17 protein-coding genes are annotated in these 15,192 nt (G+C 72.9%); 11 read left to right on the top strand and 6 right to left on the bottom strand.

Annotated elements, in window-relative coordinates:
* Nucleotides 1–119 precede the first annotated feature (119 nt).
* A complete protein-coding gene (locus tag AW27_RS00580) occupies nucleotides 120–1,163 on the top strand; it encodes an MBL fold metallo-hydrolase (RefSeq protein ID WP_037917520.1) in 1,044 nt (347 codons plus the stop codon).
* Between the two features lie 21 nt (nucleotides 1,164–1,184).
* Here the strand turns inward: AW27_RS00580 and AW27_RS00575 are convergent, their stop codons facing one another.
* A complete protein-coding gene (locus tag AW27_RS00575) occupies nucleotides 1,185–1,712 on the bottom strand; it encodes an NUDIX hydrolase family protein (protein WP_037917524.1) in 528 nt (175 codons plus the stop codon).
* A 231-nt stretch (nucleotides 1,713–1,943) separates the two neighbouring features.
* On the opposite strand from AW27_RS00575, the gene AW27_RS00570 reads away from it, so the two are divergent.
* Together AW27_RS00570 and AW27_RS00565 are read left to right on the top strand one after the other, a co-directional pair.
* Complete coding sequence (locus tag AW27_RS00570) at nucleotides 1,944–3,164, top strand: cytochrome P450 family protein (protein ID WP_037917526.1); 1,221 nt, start codon at nucleotides 1,944–1,946, stop codon at nucleotides 3,162–3,164.
* Between the two features lie 86 nt (nucleotides 3,165–3,250).
* Nucleotides 3,251–4,204: a helix-turn-helix transcriptional regulator gene (locus AW27_RS00565; RefSeq protein WP_037917528.1), complete on the top strand. Its 954-nt coding sequence runs from the start codon at nucleotides 3,251–3,253 to the stop codon at nucleotides 4,202–4,204.
* Nucleotides 4,205–4,250: 46 nt separating this feature from the next.
* Here the strand turns inward: AW27_RS00565 and AW27_RS00560 are convergent, their stop codons facing one another.
* The 4 genes from AW27_RS00560 to AW27_RS00545 all read right to left on the bottom strand — a co-directional run bounded on the left by AW27_RS00560 (nucleotide 4,251) and on the right by AW27_RS00545 (nucleotide 6,753).
* Nucleotides 4,251–4,619 carry an STAS domain-containing protein gene (locus AW27_RS00560; RefSeq protein ID WP_037917530.1) on the bottom strand — a complete coding sequence of 123 codons (369 nt, stop codon included), beginning with the start codon at nucleotides 4,617–4,619 and terminating at the stop codon, nucleotides 4,251–4,253.
* A gap of 344 nt (nucleotides 4,620–4,963) precedes the next feature.
* Nucleotides 4,964–5,767 carry a peptidoglycan recognition protein family protein gene (locus AW27_RS00555; protein ID WP_063890551.1) on the bottom strand — a complete coding sequence of 268 codons (804 nt, stop codon included), beginning with the start codon at nucleotides 5,765–5,767 and terminating at the stop codon, nucleotides 4,964–4,966.
* A gap of 133 nt (nucleotides 5,768–5,900) precedes the next feature.
* Nucleotides 5,901–6,149, bottom strand: coding sequence for a hypothetical protein (locus AW27_RS00550; protein ID WP_157840184.1), 249 nt, complete (start codon nucleotides 6,147–6,149; stop codon nucleotides 5,901–5,903).
* 193 nt (nucleotides 6,150–6,342) lie between these two features.
* Nucleotides 6,343–6,753 (bottom strand): hypothetical protein, encoded by a 411-nt coding sequence (locus tag AW27_RS00545; protein ID WP_037917531.1) that lies wholly within the window; start codon nucleotides 6,751–6,753, stop codon nucleotides 6,343–6,345.
* Between the two features lie 510 nt (nucleotides 6,754–7,263).
* On the opposite strand from AW27_RS00545, the gene AW27_RS00540 reads away from it, so the two are divergent.
* The 3 genes from AW27_RS00540 to AW27_RS00530 are packed head-to-tail and all read left to right on the top strand — an operon-like array spanning nucleotide 7,264 to nucleotide 8,988.
* On the top strand, nucleotides 7,264–7,950 hold the full coding sequence (locus AW27_RS00540; protein WP_037917534.1) for a helix-turn-helix transcriptional regulator: 687 nt from the start codon (nucleotides 7,264–7,266) through the stop codon (nucleotides 7,948–7,950).
* A 32-nt stretch (nucleotides 7,951–7,982) separates the two neighbouring features.
* Complete coding sequence (locus AW27_RS00535; RefSeq protein ID WP_037917537.1) at nucleotides 7,983–8,522, top strand: DUF3291 domain-containing protein; 540 nt, start codon at nucleotides 7,983–7,985, stop codon at nucleotides 8,520–8,522.
* Nucleotides 8,523–8,571: 49 nt separating this feature from the next.
* Nucleotides 8,572–8,988: a response regulator gene (locus tag AW27_RS00530; protein WP_157840185.1), complete on the top strand. Its 417-nt coding sequence runs from the start codon at nucleotides 8,572–8,574 to the stop codon at nucleotides 8,986–8,988.
* Nucleotides 8,989–9,411: 423 nt separating this feature from the next.
* Here AW27_RS00530 and AW27_RS00525 read toward each other — a convergent pair whose 3' ends face one another.
* Nucleotides 9,412–10,533 (bottom strand): nucleotide disphospho-sugar-binding domain-containing protein, encoded by a 1,122-nt coding sequence (locus AW27_RS00525; RefSeq protein ID WP_037917541.1) that lies wholly within the window; start codon nucleotides 10,531–10,533, stop codon nucleotides 9,412–9,414.
* Between the two features lie 382 nt (nucleotides 10,534–10,915).
* Between AW27_RS00525 and AW27_RS00520 the strand changes: the two genes are divergently transcribed.
* From AW27_RS00520 to AW27_RS00500, 5 genes are all read left to right on the top strand, one after another.
* Nucleotides 10,916–11,161, top strand: coding sequence for a protealysin inhibitor emfourin (locus AW27_RS00520; protein WP_037917544.1), 246 nt, complete (start codon nucleotides 10,916–10,918; stop codon nucleotides 11,159–11,161).
* Between the two features lie 210 nt (nucleotides 11,162–11,371).
* On the top strand, nucleotides 11,372–12,850 hold the full coding sequence (locus AW27_RS00515; protein WP_037917546.1) for an RNB domain-containing ribonuclease: 1,479 nt from the start codon (nucleotides 11,372–11,374) through the stop codon (nucleotides 12,848–12,850).
* 270 nt (nucleotides 12,851–13,120) lie between these two features.
* Nucleotides 13,121–13,648, top strand: a complete 528-nt coding sequence (locus tag AW27_RS00510) for a GtrA domain-containing protein (RefSeq protein ID WP_037917549.1) — start codon at nucleotides 13,121–13,123, stop codon at nucleotides 13,646–13,648.
* Between the two features lie 246 nt (nucleotides 13,649–13,894).
* Nucleotides 13,895–14,320, top strand: coding sequence for a nuclear transport factor 2 family protein (locus AW27_RS00505; RefSeq protein ID WP_037917551.1), 426 nt, complete (start codon nucleotides 13,895–13,897; stop codon nucleotides 14,318–14,320).
* A complete protein-coding gene (locus tag AW27_RS00500; protein ID WP_037917553.1) occupies nucleotides 14,317–15,171 on the top strand; it encodes an NmrA family NAD(P)-binding protein in 855 nt (284 codons plus the stop codon). Before AW27_RS00505 ends, AW27_RS00500 begins: the two co-directional genes overlap by 4 nt.
* Nucleotides 15,172–15,192 lie beyond the last annotated feature (21 nt).

Raw genomic sequence — 15,192 nt, 5'->3', positions numbered from 1 at the left:
CGGCCGGTACGGCACGTGGGTGCCCGTGCGGCGCACCCGCCGCGGCGGGAGACTGGTCCTGCACGGTCGGGGGAAGCGGCCGCGGCCCCGCCCGGCCCGATCGGACCGAGGGAGGATCCATGACCGCGCTCGGAGACCTGATCGGGATCGACGACAGGACCGTACTGGTCCTCGGCCGGGAGCTCGATCTCGCACACGGTCGGCCGGACGTCGCCAACGCCCTCGTGCACCGGGCCGGTGACACCCTGGTGCTGGTGGACACGGGCGTCACGACGGCGTTCCGCGCCGCGCTGCGCGCGGCGGCCGACCGGGTCGGACCCTGGTCCCGGGCGGTCGTGCTGACCACGCACGGCCACCCCGACCACATCGGCAACAACGACCTGGCCGACGAACTGGGCGTGCCCGTCCAGCACTGCGTCCCCGCCCGCGACCTGGACCAGATGCGGGACCCGGAGTCCTACTGGCTGCGGTCCTTCGAGCGCATCGCCTGGGCGGTGCCGCTGCCGCCGGCCCGACTGGCCGCCGAGGTGGTGGCGCTCTTCGCGCCGCTGCGGCCCTTCGCCGCGGCGACCCGGACCTACGAGGAGCGGCCGCCGGAGCTGATCCGTATCGGCTCACGGCGCTTCACCGGCTGGACCTTCGCCGACGGGTCCGTCCGCGTCCTGCGCAGCCAGGGCCACTGCGCCGGGCACGTGATCGTGCACCTGCGGGACTGCGGGGTCCTCCACCTGTCCGACGAGGGGAACGGCGCCTGCGGTGCGATGTACGACGCCGACCAGCTCAAGATCCAGAGTGTGCTCGGCGCCGTCGCCGGCCTCTTCGAGGAAGGGGAGGCCACGATCCTCACCGACGGCCACAGCTTCGCCCGGCGCCGCGGAGCCGAGGCGGTGTCCCACCTCGACGGACTGCTGGAGCAGGCCATGGCCCTCCAGGGCGCGGCACTCGGCCTCACCGGCGGGGACGGGCCGGTCCGCCCGAGCACGTTCACCACCCGCTACGCGCGGGCCATCGCCGAGCGCCGGGTGGGCGGCGCCAACCCCAACCCGGTGTTCACCGCCATGATGGCGCTCAACGCGCTCGGCGAGCTCGGCCTGCGCCCGGATTCCGGCGCCGGCGCCGACGCGCCCTGGTCCCGCCCGTACCGCCCGATCCCGCCCCGGTGACCGCGGCGCGTAGGGACGGCCTCAGTAGGCGCGTCCCACGTGCGCCAGGGCCTGCTTCAGCAGCACCGCGTGGCCCCCCGGCATCTCGCCCTGCACGGCGGCCGAGCACGCCTCCTCCGGGCTGAACCACACCAGGTCCAGGGCGTCCTGCCGCGGACGGCAGTCACCCGTGACCGGTACGACGTAGGCGAGGGAGACCGCGTGCTGGCGGGGGTCGTGGAAGGGGGTGATCCCGGCCGTCGGGAAGTACTCGGCCACCGTGAACGGCTGGAGCGAGGCCGGCACCTGAGGAAGGGCCACCGGCCCCAGATCCTTCTCCAGGTGGCGCAGCAGCGCGTCGCGGACCCGTTCGTGGTGCATGACGCGGCCGGACACCAGCGTCCGGCTGATGGTCCCGTCCGGGCCGATCCGCAGGAGCAGCCCGACGCTGGTGACTTCGCCGGTGTCGTCCACGCGCACGGGAACGGCCTCGACGTACAGGATCGGCATCTGGGCCCTGGCCGCGTCCAGCTCGTCACGGGTCAGCCAGCCTGGCGTAGTTTCGGTCATGTCAGCCATTTCTTGATCATACTTTCCGGAGTGGTCCTTGGCCCAGATCACGCGTGCATCGGAAATCGACGGGCCATCAGCATGCCCTTGACGGCGAAAAGTCGACGCACCGACGCCACGCCCGTCACGACCGGTTACCGCTCGTCCGCATGACCGAAAAGCTGCATTCGTGGAGACTCGGACGCATATCCTCCTTGCCCATGGCAGGGGCGTCGTATTCCTGGAGGCACGATGAGTGAGCGGCCGGTCCTTCTTCCCTATGCCGACCCGGCTTTCCTCGCGGACCCCTTCCCGCTGTACCGGGAACTTCGCGAGGAAGGCCCCGTACGCCGCGTCGTCGCCGCGGGCGGGCTGGAGGCCTGGCTCGTCACCCGCTACGAGGACGGACTCGCCGCCCTTTCGGACCCCCGTCTCAGCAGCGACGTACGCGACGCCTCGGACCCCCGGCTCCTGGCCCAGCTGCCCGCGACCGATCGGGAGTCGATGCTGAGCAACATGCTCCGCAGCGACCCGCCCGACCACACCCGCCTGCGCCGCCTGGTCTCCACGGCGTTCACCGCCCGCCGAGTCGCGCAGATGCGGCCCCGGATCCAGGACATCACCGACCGCCTCCTGGACGGGATCGCCCCGGCCGGCCGCGCCGACCTCGTCGCGGACTTTGCGCTGCCGCTGCCCGTCGCCGTCATCGGCGAACTGCTCGGCGTACCGGCGGACGACCGGCACGACTTCCAGCACTGGACCGACCGCATGATCATGCGCGGCGCGGAACCGCCGGACCCCGCCGCGGTGGACGAGGCCTGGCGGCACATGCGCGCCTACGTGACCGACCTCATCCGGGACAAACGCGCCCGCCCGCGAGGCGATCTGCTCAGTGCCCTGATCGCCGCCCGGGACGAGGAACGCAGGCTGAGCGAGGACGAGCTCATCGCGATGGTCTTCCTGCTGCTCGCCGCCGGCTACATCACCACGGTCAACCTGATCGGTGGCGGCATCGCCATGCTGCTCGCCCACCCCGACCAGCTCGAACTCCTGCGCGGCGACCCCGGTCTCCTGGGCAGCGCGATCGAGGAGTTCCTGCGCTACGACGGGCCGGTCAGCCCCGGCATCGCCCGCTTCGCCCGCGAGGACGCGGAGATCGCGGGGACGATCGTCCCGCGCGGTGCGACCGTCCTCATCGCCTCGGCCATCGCCGACCGCGACCCGGCCCGGTTCCCCGACCCCGACCGCCTGGACATCACCCGCCAGGACAACGCCCACCTCGCCTTCGGCCACGGCGTCCACTACTGCCTGGGCGCGCCGCTGGCCCGGTTGGAGGGGCAGGTCGCGATCGGTACCGCGCTGCGTCGGCTCCCCGAACTCGCCCTGGCCGTGGAGCCGCAGGAGATCCGCTGGCGCCCGGGTGGTCTGCGCGGTCCCCTGAGCCTCCCGGTGACCTTCCGCCCCGTCACGTAGACGGTCCGGTCGGCCGGGCACGGCATACTGGGGGAGCCCGTCGTCGGCAGCCGTGCCGATGAGCGGGTGGGGCGCGGGAGGGCCCGATGACGAACCTCTTCTTCGAGAGCGGGAACCTGGAGGCCACCGAAGCCTTCCTGTCCGCCGCCTACACCCCCATGCAGATCGGTGGGCGTCCCACGGACACCCGCGTCCGGATCTCCCGCACCGCAGTCGGCGGACTGAGCGTCGACCGGCTGTCCTTCGGCTACACGATGGGCTACGACGCGGGCTGCCTGGGCAAGGTGTGCCTGGTGACGATGCACAGCGGGACCATCGTGGACACCACCGGGGGCCGCGAGGAGGTCTTCGGGCCCGGCGAGACCTTTCTCATCGCCCCCCACGACCGCCCGTACGCGGGGCAGGTCCGCGAAGCCCGGTACACGATCACCATGTTCGATCCCCGCCTGCTGGGGCGGGTCGCCTCCGTTCCGCGTGGCGGGGAGGTACGGATCACCGGGCCCCGGGCCGTCGGCCCCGCCGAGAACCGGCGGCTCGGGGCGGCCGTCGCGTACCTCCGCGACCACGTCCTCGACGACAGCGCCGCATCGGCCGACCCGGACGGGCTGCTGGTCTCGACGGCCGCCCAGCACCTGGCGGCCACGGTGCTGAACACGCTGCCGAACACCGCCCGGGTGGACCGGCCGGGCCCGCGCGACACCCGCGACGCGCACAGCGACACCCTGCGCCGCGCCGTCGCGTTCATCGAGGCCAACGCTCACCGCGACATCACGCTCGCCGACATCGCCGCCTCGATCCCTGTCACTCCGCGCGCGGTGCAGTACGCCTTCACCCGCCACGCCGGTACGACGCCGCTCGGTCATCTCCGCCAGGTCCGGCTGGCCCGTGCCCATGCCGAGCTCCGGTCCGCCGACCCGTCGGGCTCCGCTACCGTTGCCGGCATTTCCGGACGCTGGGGCTTCGCCCACCAGGGCCGCTTCGCCGCTGCCTACCGCCAGGAATACGGTGTCGCGCCCTCGGTCACGCTCAGGTCCGGCTGAGCGGGCGGAGTCGAGGCCGCGGTCACGGCCGCGGTCACGGCCGCGGTCACGGTACCGGCCCCGCGCCGGGCGCGTCGGAGACGGAGACGTCGAACACCTCGTCGGCGCCCGTGACGCGCAGCAGGCGGTGGAACTGCGGGGCGGGGTCGGCGAGCGTCAGCGTTCGCCCGTGAGACTCGCACAGGGAGCGCGCGTGGAGCAGGGCGTTGAGGCCGGTGGAGTCGCAGAAGTCGAGGCGCGAGAGGTCGACGACCACTCGCGTCGGAGCACCGGCGGCGGTGCAGGCTTCCCGGAGTGCCGCGAGGAAGGGCTCGACGTGGTCGAGGTCCATGTCGCCGGTGAGGGTGATGACGCTGCGGTCGGCCCGGGTGGCGAGCGTGACGCTGTGCGGACCGCGGGCGGCCAGGGGGTTCATCTCGTTCCTGCCTTCGGGTGCACGGGCGGACCTCGGCGGTGACCGCAAGGGCCGACGCTATCCGGGCCGGCGGGCGCGTACAGCCTCGTGGACGAAGCCGTGGAGGTGTTCGTTCTGCGGACAGGCCGTGGCCGCGCCGTGGCGGCCGCCGCACCACGCGGTTCGGTGTGGCGCCGTGCGCCGCGCCTGTCCTGCGTACGGGTCGGACGGGTTTCCCGGGTGCGTACCGGCAGGCGCGGCAGCCCCGAGGCCTTCCCGGTCCGCCCGGCAGCCTGCCGCTCGCGGTATCGCCGTGTGCGATCGGGCCGGCTCCCCCGTCGGACCGTTTCTTGGAAGACACTCCGTCAGGGGAGTAGGCCCGCGGGCAGGTATTCCCCGAGCGTGGCGGACGGCCGGTCGGTGACCTGGCGCACCAAGTCCCACACCGGATCCTCCGCCTCCGGCTGCGACAGGGGCGTGCCGAGGCGGGTGGCGACCTCCTTGCGGAGGGTCGGCAGCAGGGCGTACAGACGGTCGCCGGGGCAGGACGTGGCGTTGAAGTCGCGGTGGCCGTAGATCTCCGACGCAGGCAGGCCGTACTGGCTGCAGACCCGGGCGCACAGGTCCGCCAGCGCCGCGAACTGCGCCGCGGGAGGGGCCTGGGAGGTGTACGTGCCCTCGTTCTCGATGCCGATCGACACCGTGTTCTGTCCGACGCAGTGCGCCGCGCGCACCTGGCGCCTGCCGGTGTTCAGCTCCGCGAGGCTGTGGTGGCGGCCCTCCAACACGAAGGCGCCGCGGCTGATGGTGAAGTGCTGACCGGTGTCGATCCAGCCCTGCGCGTTCATGTGATAGTTCTGGATCGCCTTGGCCAGGGCGTAGGCGCGCTGCTGGGAATAGTCGGTGACGTTCGCCGTCGCCGTGTGGTGGACCACGATGCGCTCGGGGCGGTTGGCGAGGACGACGACGGGTTCGGAAGCGGCCCGCGCGCCCCAGGTGGTGCAGGCGATGACGTTCGGGCCGGCGGCCGAGTATGCGGGCCCGGCCGCGGCCACGGGCAGTGCCGCCGCGCCGGCCAGGGCGAAGGCGCCCGTGAGGAGCGACCGGCGGGTGTAGCCGGCCGCGGCGGCGGCCGGGGCTGCTGCCCGGTGGGGCGAGGGGAGGGTCATACGGTGCCCGTTTCCGTAGGAGGCTGCCCATTCAAGGGAGCCCGGCCGCACGTGCCGCGCAGACACACCGGACAGCCACCGGACTCTCCCCGACCGGCCGCCGCGCCGCCCCGGCGTCCGGGCGCGGGCATCGTCAGGCCGCCTCGCGATGCGTCCGGGCCTGCCCGCGCGCGGTCCGCCGCAGCTCGACGCCGCCGTCCCGCCAGCCGGCCGGAGCGGGCCAGTGCGGATGGGCGCACAGCCGGCCGGACAACGCGATCAGCCGCCGCCGCAGCAGGGTGGTCCCGCCGCCGGCGGCCACCTGCGCGAGCTCGGCATACGTACGCAGCCACGCCTCCTGGAGCGCGACGAGATCCTCGGGGAATCGGGGCGTAGGTCTCACCCCTCTATTGCAACACATGTTCGATTTAATGGGCGAGTGCCATGCGGGCCGTCCCCTCCGTCACGCTCCCCGGTGTCCGGTGCCACCGAACTTTGACCGCTTGCCATCCCATGGCGACGGACGCGAGTTTGTGTCATCCGAGATTGATCGCGCTGGTCGGATGCTGCGTGCACAGCCGGCCTCGCGCCACCGCTCACGACAGGTCGTCGCGGCCCAGCCACGCCGGCTTGACCGGTACGCCGTCCGCGTACCGCTCGACCTGCCCGACCGACTCGCCAGGTGAAGTGACGGGCTCGCTCGACACCTCCACGGGTTCCGGGACAGCGGGCGCGGTAGAGTCCTCCAGCACCTCCGCCACCGTGAACCGCGTGACGAACGACTGCCACGCCCCGTCAACGACGAGGAGGAATCCGTCGCTCTCTCGAAGGAGCCGACGACGCCTGGGGCTTCTGGGGTGCTCGGGAGTGTGGCTGCGCGCCCGCCGTTCCAGCTCTGTGAGCGCCTCCGCTCGGGATCCGGAGATGTGCGCCACCACGTGCGCCTCTGTGTGCTTGCGCTCGCCGACACCCACGGTCGTCTCGATGACCAGTCCCCATATCGTCATGCTCCCCACCCCTTCGCGCTTGTGTGTGACTCTCCACGGTAGGAGGTGGGCTGGCCCGGCAGGGCCCCCGGGCTGAGAGGCGCGTCGGCTTCTCCTGGTGATGTCGGCAGGGGCGACGGCGGACAGCTGATCTTGATGTCAATCGTTCCTCTTTTGCGCCAACCGAAATCCCCTGCCCGTGCAGTGCCGGGTCGATGCCGGCGAAGTGCACGTACGCGGCCTCGGGCGCCGTCTGTGACAGGAATCCGACCGGGAACGCGGCGATCTCGCCGCTGTCGTGTTCGACCAGGAGGCTGGTCGTGGTGAAGTGCTGGAAGTGCAGCCGGGGCAGCAGTAGGGTGCGTTCCGCCGATCCCGCCCCGCCTTTGAGGCCGCCCCACCACGCGTCCAGCACCGCGAGCACCCGCGGATGGTCGTCCTCGACCGCGGTCGGCCGGGAGTGTGACCATGCCGTGGGCCCCCGCTGTCGGCGCTTCTATCTCCAACCCGCGTTGTTTCTAGAATGGCCGGGTGAAGGACATCGATGTGATCGCGGTGCTGCAGGACCCGGTGCGCCGTCGACTGTACGAGTACGTGGCGGCCCAGGGACGCGAGGTGGGTCGCAACGAGGCGGCCGAGGCGACCGGTGTGGCGCGCACGCTCGCCGCGCACCACCTGGACCGGCTGGCCGAGGCGGGGCTGCTGGAGAGCGGGAGCCGTCGCCTGACGGGGCGCTCGGGGCCGGGGGCGGGGCGGCCGGCCAAGGTGTACACGCGGGCGCGGGTCGAGCGGTCGGTCTCGCTGCCCGCCCGCGACTATCGCACCGCCGCCGAACTGCTGGCCGAGGCGGCCGAGCAGGCCGGGCTGGACGCGGGGCTCTGCGCTGCCGCGCGCCGCCGGGGCGAGTTGCTGCGCGGGGCGGCGGCGCCCTGCGGGGGCATCGAGGACGCGATGGAACTGCTGGCCGCCCGCGGCTATGAACCGCACCTGGAGGAGGGTGAGGAGGGTGCGGGGGAGGCGGGCCGAGGTGGCGTCGTCCGCATGCGCAACTGCCCGTTCCATGCGGTCGCCGAGCGCTTCCCGCCCCTGGTCTGCGGCATGAACCTCGCGCTGTTGGAAGGGCTGTTCGGCGTCGACGGGCCGGTTCGTGCCCGTATGGACGCCAGGCCGGGGGAGTGCTGCGTGGTGGTCGAAGCTTCTAAAAACAATGAGCATTGACATAGAAAAGGGGGCCGTGCTGGGATGAGGCCATGACCGAACCCGCGCACGCCGCCCACCTCGCCCAGTTCAACGTCGCCACACTCCTGCACCCCCTCGACGACCCGCGCATCGCGCCGTTCGTCGAGCTGCTCGATCCGGTCAACTCCGCCGCCGACGGAGCCCCCGGCTTCGTGTGGCGGCTCGTCGAGGAGGGGGAGGCCGACGCCACCGGTCTGCGTCCGGCGGGGGAGGGCGTCATCGTCAACCTGTCCGTTTGGGAGAGCAGGGAGGCCCTGTGGGACTTCGCCTACCGCAGCGGGCACCTGGAGGCGATGCGGCGCCGCCGTGAGTGGTTCGACCGGCACGTCGAGGCGCACCTGGTGCTCTGGTGGATCCCCGCCGGCCGACTGCCCACCGTCGACGAGGCGCTGGAGCGGCTGGACGACCTCCGGGCGCACGGGCCCTCGCCGCGCGCCTTCACCTTCGCCTCCGCCTACACCGAGGCCGAAGCGGCCGAAGCGGCCGAGGCGGACCGGGCGGCCGGGTCGGCCGGGCAACGCCGGGCCCCGGTGTCCTCCGCACGGCCCTGAGAACCCTCCCGGGTCGCCCCCCCGGCGCGCGGGGAACCACGATGGGAGGGTGATGACCATCCTGGTGGTCGGCGTGCCCGAGGGCGAGCAACTGGAGCTGCTGCGCTCGGGCATCCAGCGCAGCCCGCACTTCCGGGTCGTGTCGCACGCACACGATCCCGCCGTCGCCCTCGCGCACGCCCGCGTCCTGCTGCCCGACATCACCGTCCTGTCCCTGCCGGCCGGGCTCGACAGCATCGATTCGGATCCGGCCGTCCTGCGCGTGTTCCGCGGGGTGCGGGATCTGGACCCGCCGAGCGGAGTGGTGCTGCGCACGGCCGCCGACCGGGTGCCCCGCGCGGTGTCCGGACTCACGGCCGAGGGGGCGGTCCACATCGTGCGCGAGGGGGACTTCGACGCCCTGATGCGGGCGCTGCGCACCATCGGGCTGCGGCGGGCCAGTTGCGACCCCGACGGTATGCCCTGACGGCGGGCCGACCGTCCTCCCGCCGGCCGGGCGCCGCCCGGGTGCCCCGCGTAGGGGAAGCCGAGCCCGATGCCGACCGCAGGACGCCGTACCGATGGGCTGGACGATCATTCTCTGCGTACGGTCCCTACGGGGCCTCGGCAGGGGCCGACACCCGCTGACATCCCATCGCACCTCGTGTCCGGCAGCGAGCGAGTCAACGGAAAGGCCCCGCGCCGGTGCCTCTCGAAGGCCTGGTGGCGGCCGCGCTGAGGCAGCCGCGGCCGACCGCCCGCCCCGGTCCACCCGGCCGTCCGCGCTCCGGCGGACGGCCGGAGCCCGGACGGCAGGTCTCCGCTCCGGGCTCCGGGCTCCGGGCTCCAGGCCCCGAGCCGTGGGCTGCGGTCCCGGCGCGCGCGGCTCCCGTGACGCCGGGCGGACGCGTCAGGAGGTGATCAGCGCCTCCAGAGCCGGGACCGTCGCGGCCGGGGTCGGCAGAGCGGCGTTCTCCGCGCGCAGGCGGTCGGCGGCCTCCCGCAGGGCCGGGTCGGAGAGGAGCCGGGTGAGGAGAGCGGTGTCGACGTCGTCGGAGGCGGAGCGTAGGGCGGCCCCGGTCGCGGTGAGGGCGTCGGCGTTGGTGAAGTGGTCGGCGCCCTGGGGGAGCAGCAGCTGGGGCAGGCCGGCCTGGAGGGCGGTGAGCAGGGTGCCGGACCCGCCGTGGTGGATCAGGGCGTCGGACGTGGTCAGCAGTTCGGCGAGCGGGACCCAGGGCAGCGGGCGGACGTTGTCCGGGAGGGTGCCGAGCGGTGCGAGGTCGGCATCGCCCACGGCGAGCAGGAACTCCGCGTCCACCGACGCGGCGGCCTCGACCAGGCGGACGATGGCCCGGACCCCGTCCAGCTCGCTGAGCACCGTGCCCAGGGTGACGGCCACGCGCGGGCGGGGACCGCGGCGGAGCAGCCCGGCGGGGACGAAGCCGCCGCCGTTGTACGGGACGTAGCGCATGCGCAGACCGCCGGGGTCGCCTCCCAGGGAGGCGGGGACGATGTTCAGTGCGGTGGACCGGGCGGGGCCCTCCACCCCGTACGCCTCGTACGTCTCGGTGAAGTGGGCGGCGAGCCGGCCGACCATGTCGTGGCCGGAGGTGACACCGAAGTTCTGGATCACCGAAGGGATCTTGAGCTTGGCCGCGACCAGCGGTGCCGAGGCTTGGAAGGAGTCGTAGACGAGCAGGTCGGCGCCCCAGCCCTCGGCGACCTCCAGGAGGCCGTCCACGGTCGGACGGGAGAGGAACGCGAAGCCGCGGGCCGCACGGTCGAGGATCTGGTCGGAGGTCAGGTCGGTGGTGACGTAACGGACTTCCTCCCCCATGGCCTGCTCGAAAACGTCCTGAAGGGTGCGGCCGTCGCCTATCTCGACCACCGGAAAACCTGTCTGGCGCAGCTGCTGAAGCGGCTGCGAGCCGGCGAACAGTACGTCGTGTCCGGCGCCGCGTAAGGCCTGTGCGGTCGGGACCATGGGAAAGAGGTGTCCGGCCGAGGCCGGGCCGGTGAAGAGGATGCGCACGATTTCTCCTTGACCATGTGAGCCGGTCGGGGACGGGCGGTGCGGGCCCGCCCCCGGTTCCATCCGGATGAACTGACGGCAACAGAGGGGGTATTCCCCCAGCAGGATCGAAAACCGGACATTCCGGCCCGGGTTCGGGGCTCCGTCGCCCCGCCCGCCCGGAACTCCCGCGCGCCCTCCCCGCCGAGCGGCTCACGAGGGCTCTCGCGCGGGGAGCGACCGCGCCGACACCCCGCGGGCTCGACCGCCCCGGGGCGGTCCTTTCCGGACGTTCGTACGGTTCGGCGCCCGCTCCGTGACCGTGCTCCGCCGTTCGGGGCATGCGCACCGATGGCTGCGACCGCAGACCGTGTGACGCACCAGCGAACAGGAAGGAACGGCCATGCTGATAACGGTCACCCGCTCCGGAGGCTTCGCCGGGGGCCTGGAGAAGCTCAGCGCGCTCGACACCTCCGGACGTCCTGACGCGGCGGACCTGGAGGAGCTGGCCCAACGGGCCGTCGCTCCCGTGCCCGACGGCTATCGCTACCGGATCACCGTCGACGATGAGGTGCTCGACCTGCAGGACCCCTGCCTGTCGGAGGCTCAGCGGACGCTGATCCGTACGGTCCTCGGCACCGGCGCCTGACCGTCCTGCGAAGGCGCGAAGGCGCCGAGGGCGGCGAGGGCGGCGAGGGCGGGGCGCCGCGCCGCGGGCGCCGTTCGATGGTCCGCCCGGTGACGGGGGCGCGGGTGCGGCGGGGGTCGGGCGCCCTGCCGCACCCGGGTCGGGCGCCCTGCCGCACCCGGACGGATCGCCCGCCGTGCCGGTGACCGCCCGCCGCCCTACGCTCGGGGCATGCCACGCCGCCCGATGCGCATGTCCGACGCGGCCAAGGCCGCCCTGGCCACCGCCCTGAAGAAGCTGCGGACAGACCTGCAGGCTCCCTCGGGCTTTCCCGCACCCGTGCTCGCGGCGGCCGAAGCGGCTGCCCGGGCGCCCCGGCTCCCCGACAGGGACGCCACCGACCTGCCGCTCTTCACGATCGACCCGCCCGACGCGAAGGACCTCGACCAGGCCATGTACCTGGAGAGGCGGCCCGGCGGCGGATTCCGCGTCCACTACGCCATCGCCGACGTGGCCGCCTTCGTCACCGCGGGAGACGCCCTGGACGACGAGGCCCGCAGGCGGATCGTCACCCTGTACTTCCCCGACGGCAAGGTGCCGCTGCACCCGCCCGTACTCTCCGAGGGCGCGGCCAGCCTGCTGCCGGACCAGGACGTCCCCGCCCTGCTGTGGCAGCACGACCTCGACGCCCACGGCGAGCTGACCGGGTCGAGCGTGAGCCGTGCCCTGGTGCGCAGCAGAGCCAGACTGGACTACGCGGGCGTGCAGCGGGCCGTCGACTCGGGCACCGCCGAGGAGCCGCTCGCCCTGCTGCGCGAGATCGGCACCTTGCGCGAGGCGGTCGAGGCCGAGCGGGGCGGCATCTCGCTCAGGCTGCCGGACCAGGAGGTGACCTTCGAGGACGGTTCCTTCCGGCTGGGTTACCGGGCCGCGCTGCCCGTGGACGGCTGGAACGAACAGATCTCCCTCATGACCGGGATGGCCGCGGCCCGGATGATGCTCGACGGCGGCCCCGGCATCCTGCGGACGCAGGACCGGGCCCCGACCCACGAAGTCACCCGATTGCACCGCATCGCCCAGGGCCTGGGCATCGGCTGGCCGCACCACGTCTCGTACGCCGAGCTGATCCGCTCCCTCGATCCGCACGACCGGAAACACGCGGCGTTCCTCCACGAGGCGGCCGGCGCCCTGCTGCTGAAATCGGTCTACACGTCCTTCCCCGACCATGACCACGTCCCCGCACAGACGGTCCACGCGGCGATCGCGGCACCGTACACCCACTGCACGGCACCGCTGCGCCGCCTGGTCGACCGGTACGCCGGCGAAATCTGCGTGGCCGCGACGGCGGGCCGCGCGGCGCCCGAGTGGGTTCTGGCGGCCTTGGGCGACCTGCCCAGCCGGATGGAGAAGGCGAAAGGGAACGCCGTCGACCGGCAGTCCGTGGACCTGGTCGAGGCGGCGCTGCTGATGGACCGGGTGGGCGGTACCTTCGACGCCGTGATCATCGATACGGACGCGGAACTCGCACAGCCGAACCCGCGGGAGGGGCAGGCCCAGTTGGCGGAGCCCGCCGTGCTGGGCAGAGTCACCTCGGACGCCGCCGACCTCGAGCTCGGGGCCGGTGTCCGGGTCAGGCTGGAGCGGGCCGATCCCGCCTTCCCCGACAGGAACCGACGGGTCCTCTTCAGCCTGGTGCACGCACGGGGGTGACCGTTCCTCGGGTGCCGGTCCACGCGCCCCCATCTCCGCCTTGGCGCCTCCGTCACGCCCGGCCTCCGCTCGCGAGCAGCCCGGGTTCGAAACGAGTGACCATACTGGCACTGCTTTGACCTGCGATGTTGCCGAATCCAAGTCAATGTGACGTCAATATGGCTCGATATGGCGCCATGGATGAGCCGTCATGGCGCCAAGGGTGGTGCGCCCGTCTGCCCCGCGGGTGTCGGCGCGCTGTCGAGGGCGGGCTGTCGAAGGGGTCGGGTCATGGAGGCGGTGCAGAGTCGGCGGCAGGCGGCGCGTCCCGGCGTCGTCACCGCCTTCGCCCGCTTCGTCCTGTGCGGCGGCGGGGTGGGAGTCGCCTCCGGCTTCGCCGTGGGAGCCCTGGCCGCCCGGCTCCCTTGGGCTCTCGCCAATGCCCTGATCGCCGCGGTTTCCACGCTCCTCGCCACCGAGCTCCACGCCCGCTTCACCTTCGGCGCGGGCTGTCGCGCGAGCCGCCGTCAGCACGCGCAATCGGCCGGTTCCGCCGTCGCGGCGTACGTGATGACCTGCATGGCGATGCCGGGTCTGCGGCAGCTGGTGGCGGCTCCCGATCCGCTGCTGGAGCAGGTCGTCCACCTGTCGGCCTCGGCGCTCGCCGGTGTCGCACGGTTCGCGCTGCTCCGCCTCGTCGTCTTCGCGCGGGGCCACGCGCAGGCCGCGGGAGCCTCCCGTGGCGCCGGATGCCTGCCCGCCGCCGTGGCCCGGGCTGCGGCGGGCGCGAAGTCCGCGGAGCTCTGCCGGGCCGCCTGACCGTGCGGTGTGGTGGTGGGGGAGGGGCTGTGTGGGGGTCGGCGGTGTGGAGCGAGGCCCCCGGTCGCGCGGGGGGTGGCTGAGCCGCGCCATCCAATCGGTCCGCGCGGCAGCGCACTTGTTAAACGGACTGGCGGTCCATATGCTTCGAATCATGCGGACTGTCAGTCCGCTTGCTTCGGCTGCCGCGTTCGCGCGAGCCGCCGGGCGTCGCTGCCACCCCGAGCGGAAACGGAAACCTCGAACATGACCAACTCCATGACGGCCGAGGAGCTGTATCGCCACGGCCTGCGCCTGCTGCTGGCGAAGGACATCACAGCCTGGGTCGACCTGTGGCACACCGACGGTGTACTCGAATTCCCCTTCGCCCCCGAAGGCTGGCCGCGGCGCCTTGAAGGCAAGGCCGCGATCGGCGACTACATGCGCCACTACCCCGATCACGTGGACCTGCACGACTTCCCCGAGGTGACGATCCATCAAACCACCGTCGCCGAAACGGTGGTGGTCGAGATGCGCGGCGTCGGCAGGCTGGTGCGGACCGACACCCCCTACGACATGGGCTACATCGCCGTGGTCACGGTCGCGGACGGTCTCATCGCCTCCTACCGCGACTACTGGAACCCCCTCGCCGCGTCCCTGCCCGGCGCCGACTTCACCGGAGCGAACCGATGACGACCGCCCACGCCACCCTGGTCATCGGGGCCACCGGTACTACCGGCCGTCGCGTCACCGCCCGGCTGGCTGCCAAGGGCCGTCGCGTCAAGGCGGCCGGCCGGACCGCCACTGCCCTGCCCGGCGCGGAGGCTGTCCGCTTCGACTGGCACGAACCCGCGACCTGGGCCGGGGCCCTGGGCGGCGTGGACCGGGTGTACCTCGTCCCGCCCACCGGCTCCCCGGACCCGGCCGCGGTCATGCTGCCCTTCCTCCGTCAAGCTCGCGCAGCAGGGGTGCTCCGTGCGGTGCTGTTGAGCTCGTCGGCGATTCCTGCGGGCGGTCCGGCGGCCGGCCGGGTCCACGAGCAGCTGCCGGGCCTCTTCGAGGAGTGGGCGGTGCTGCGGCCCTCCTGGTTCATGCAGAACTTCGCCGGCTCCGCCCCTCACGCACGCACCATCCGCGAGGAGGGCGCCCTCTTCACGGCCTCGGGCGACGGCCGCGTCGGATTCGTCGACGCCGAGGACATCGCGGCCGTGGCCGTACACGCCCTGACCACAGAACAGGCCCCCGACACCGACCTGATCCTCACCGGCCCGCAGGCGCTGAGCTATTCCGATGCCGCCGCGATCATCGCCGAGGTCACCGGCCGCCCCGTCGTGCACCGGCAGTTGACGTTCGAGGAACTGCGCGACCGCTGGGCGGCCGCGATCCCGCTGGAGTTCGCCACCATGCTGGCGGCCATGGACCGCGCCATCGCCGACGGAGCCGAGGACCGCACCTCGGACACCGTCGAGCTCCTGACCGGACGCCCTCCGGGTACCCTTCGCGCCTTCGTCGAACGGGAGGTCCGGGCGGCCGCCGGCCACTGACAGGGACCGGGCACATATCAT

The organism is Streptomyces sp. PCS3-D2, assembly GCF_000612545.2.
Taxonomy (GTDB): Bacteria; Actinomycetota; Actinomycetes; order Streptomycetales; family Streptomycetaceae; genus Streptomyces.
Note: the sequence above shows the minus strand (reverse complement) of the source record. Positions and strands in the feature narration are given on the sequence as shown.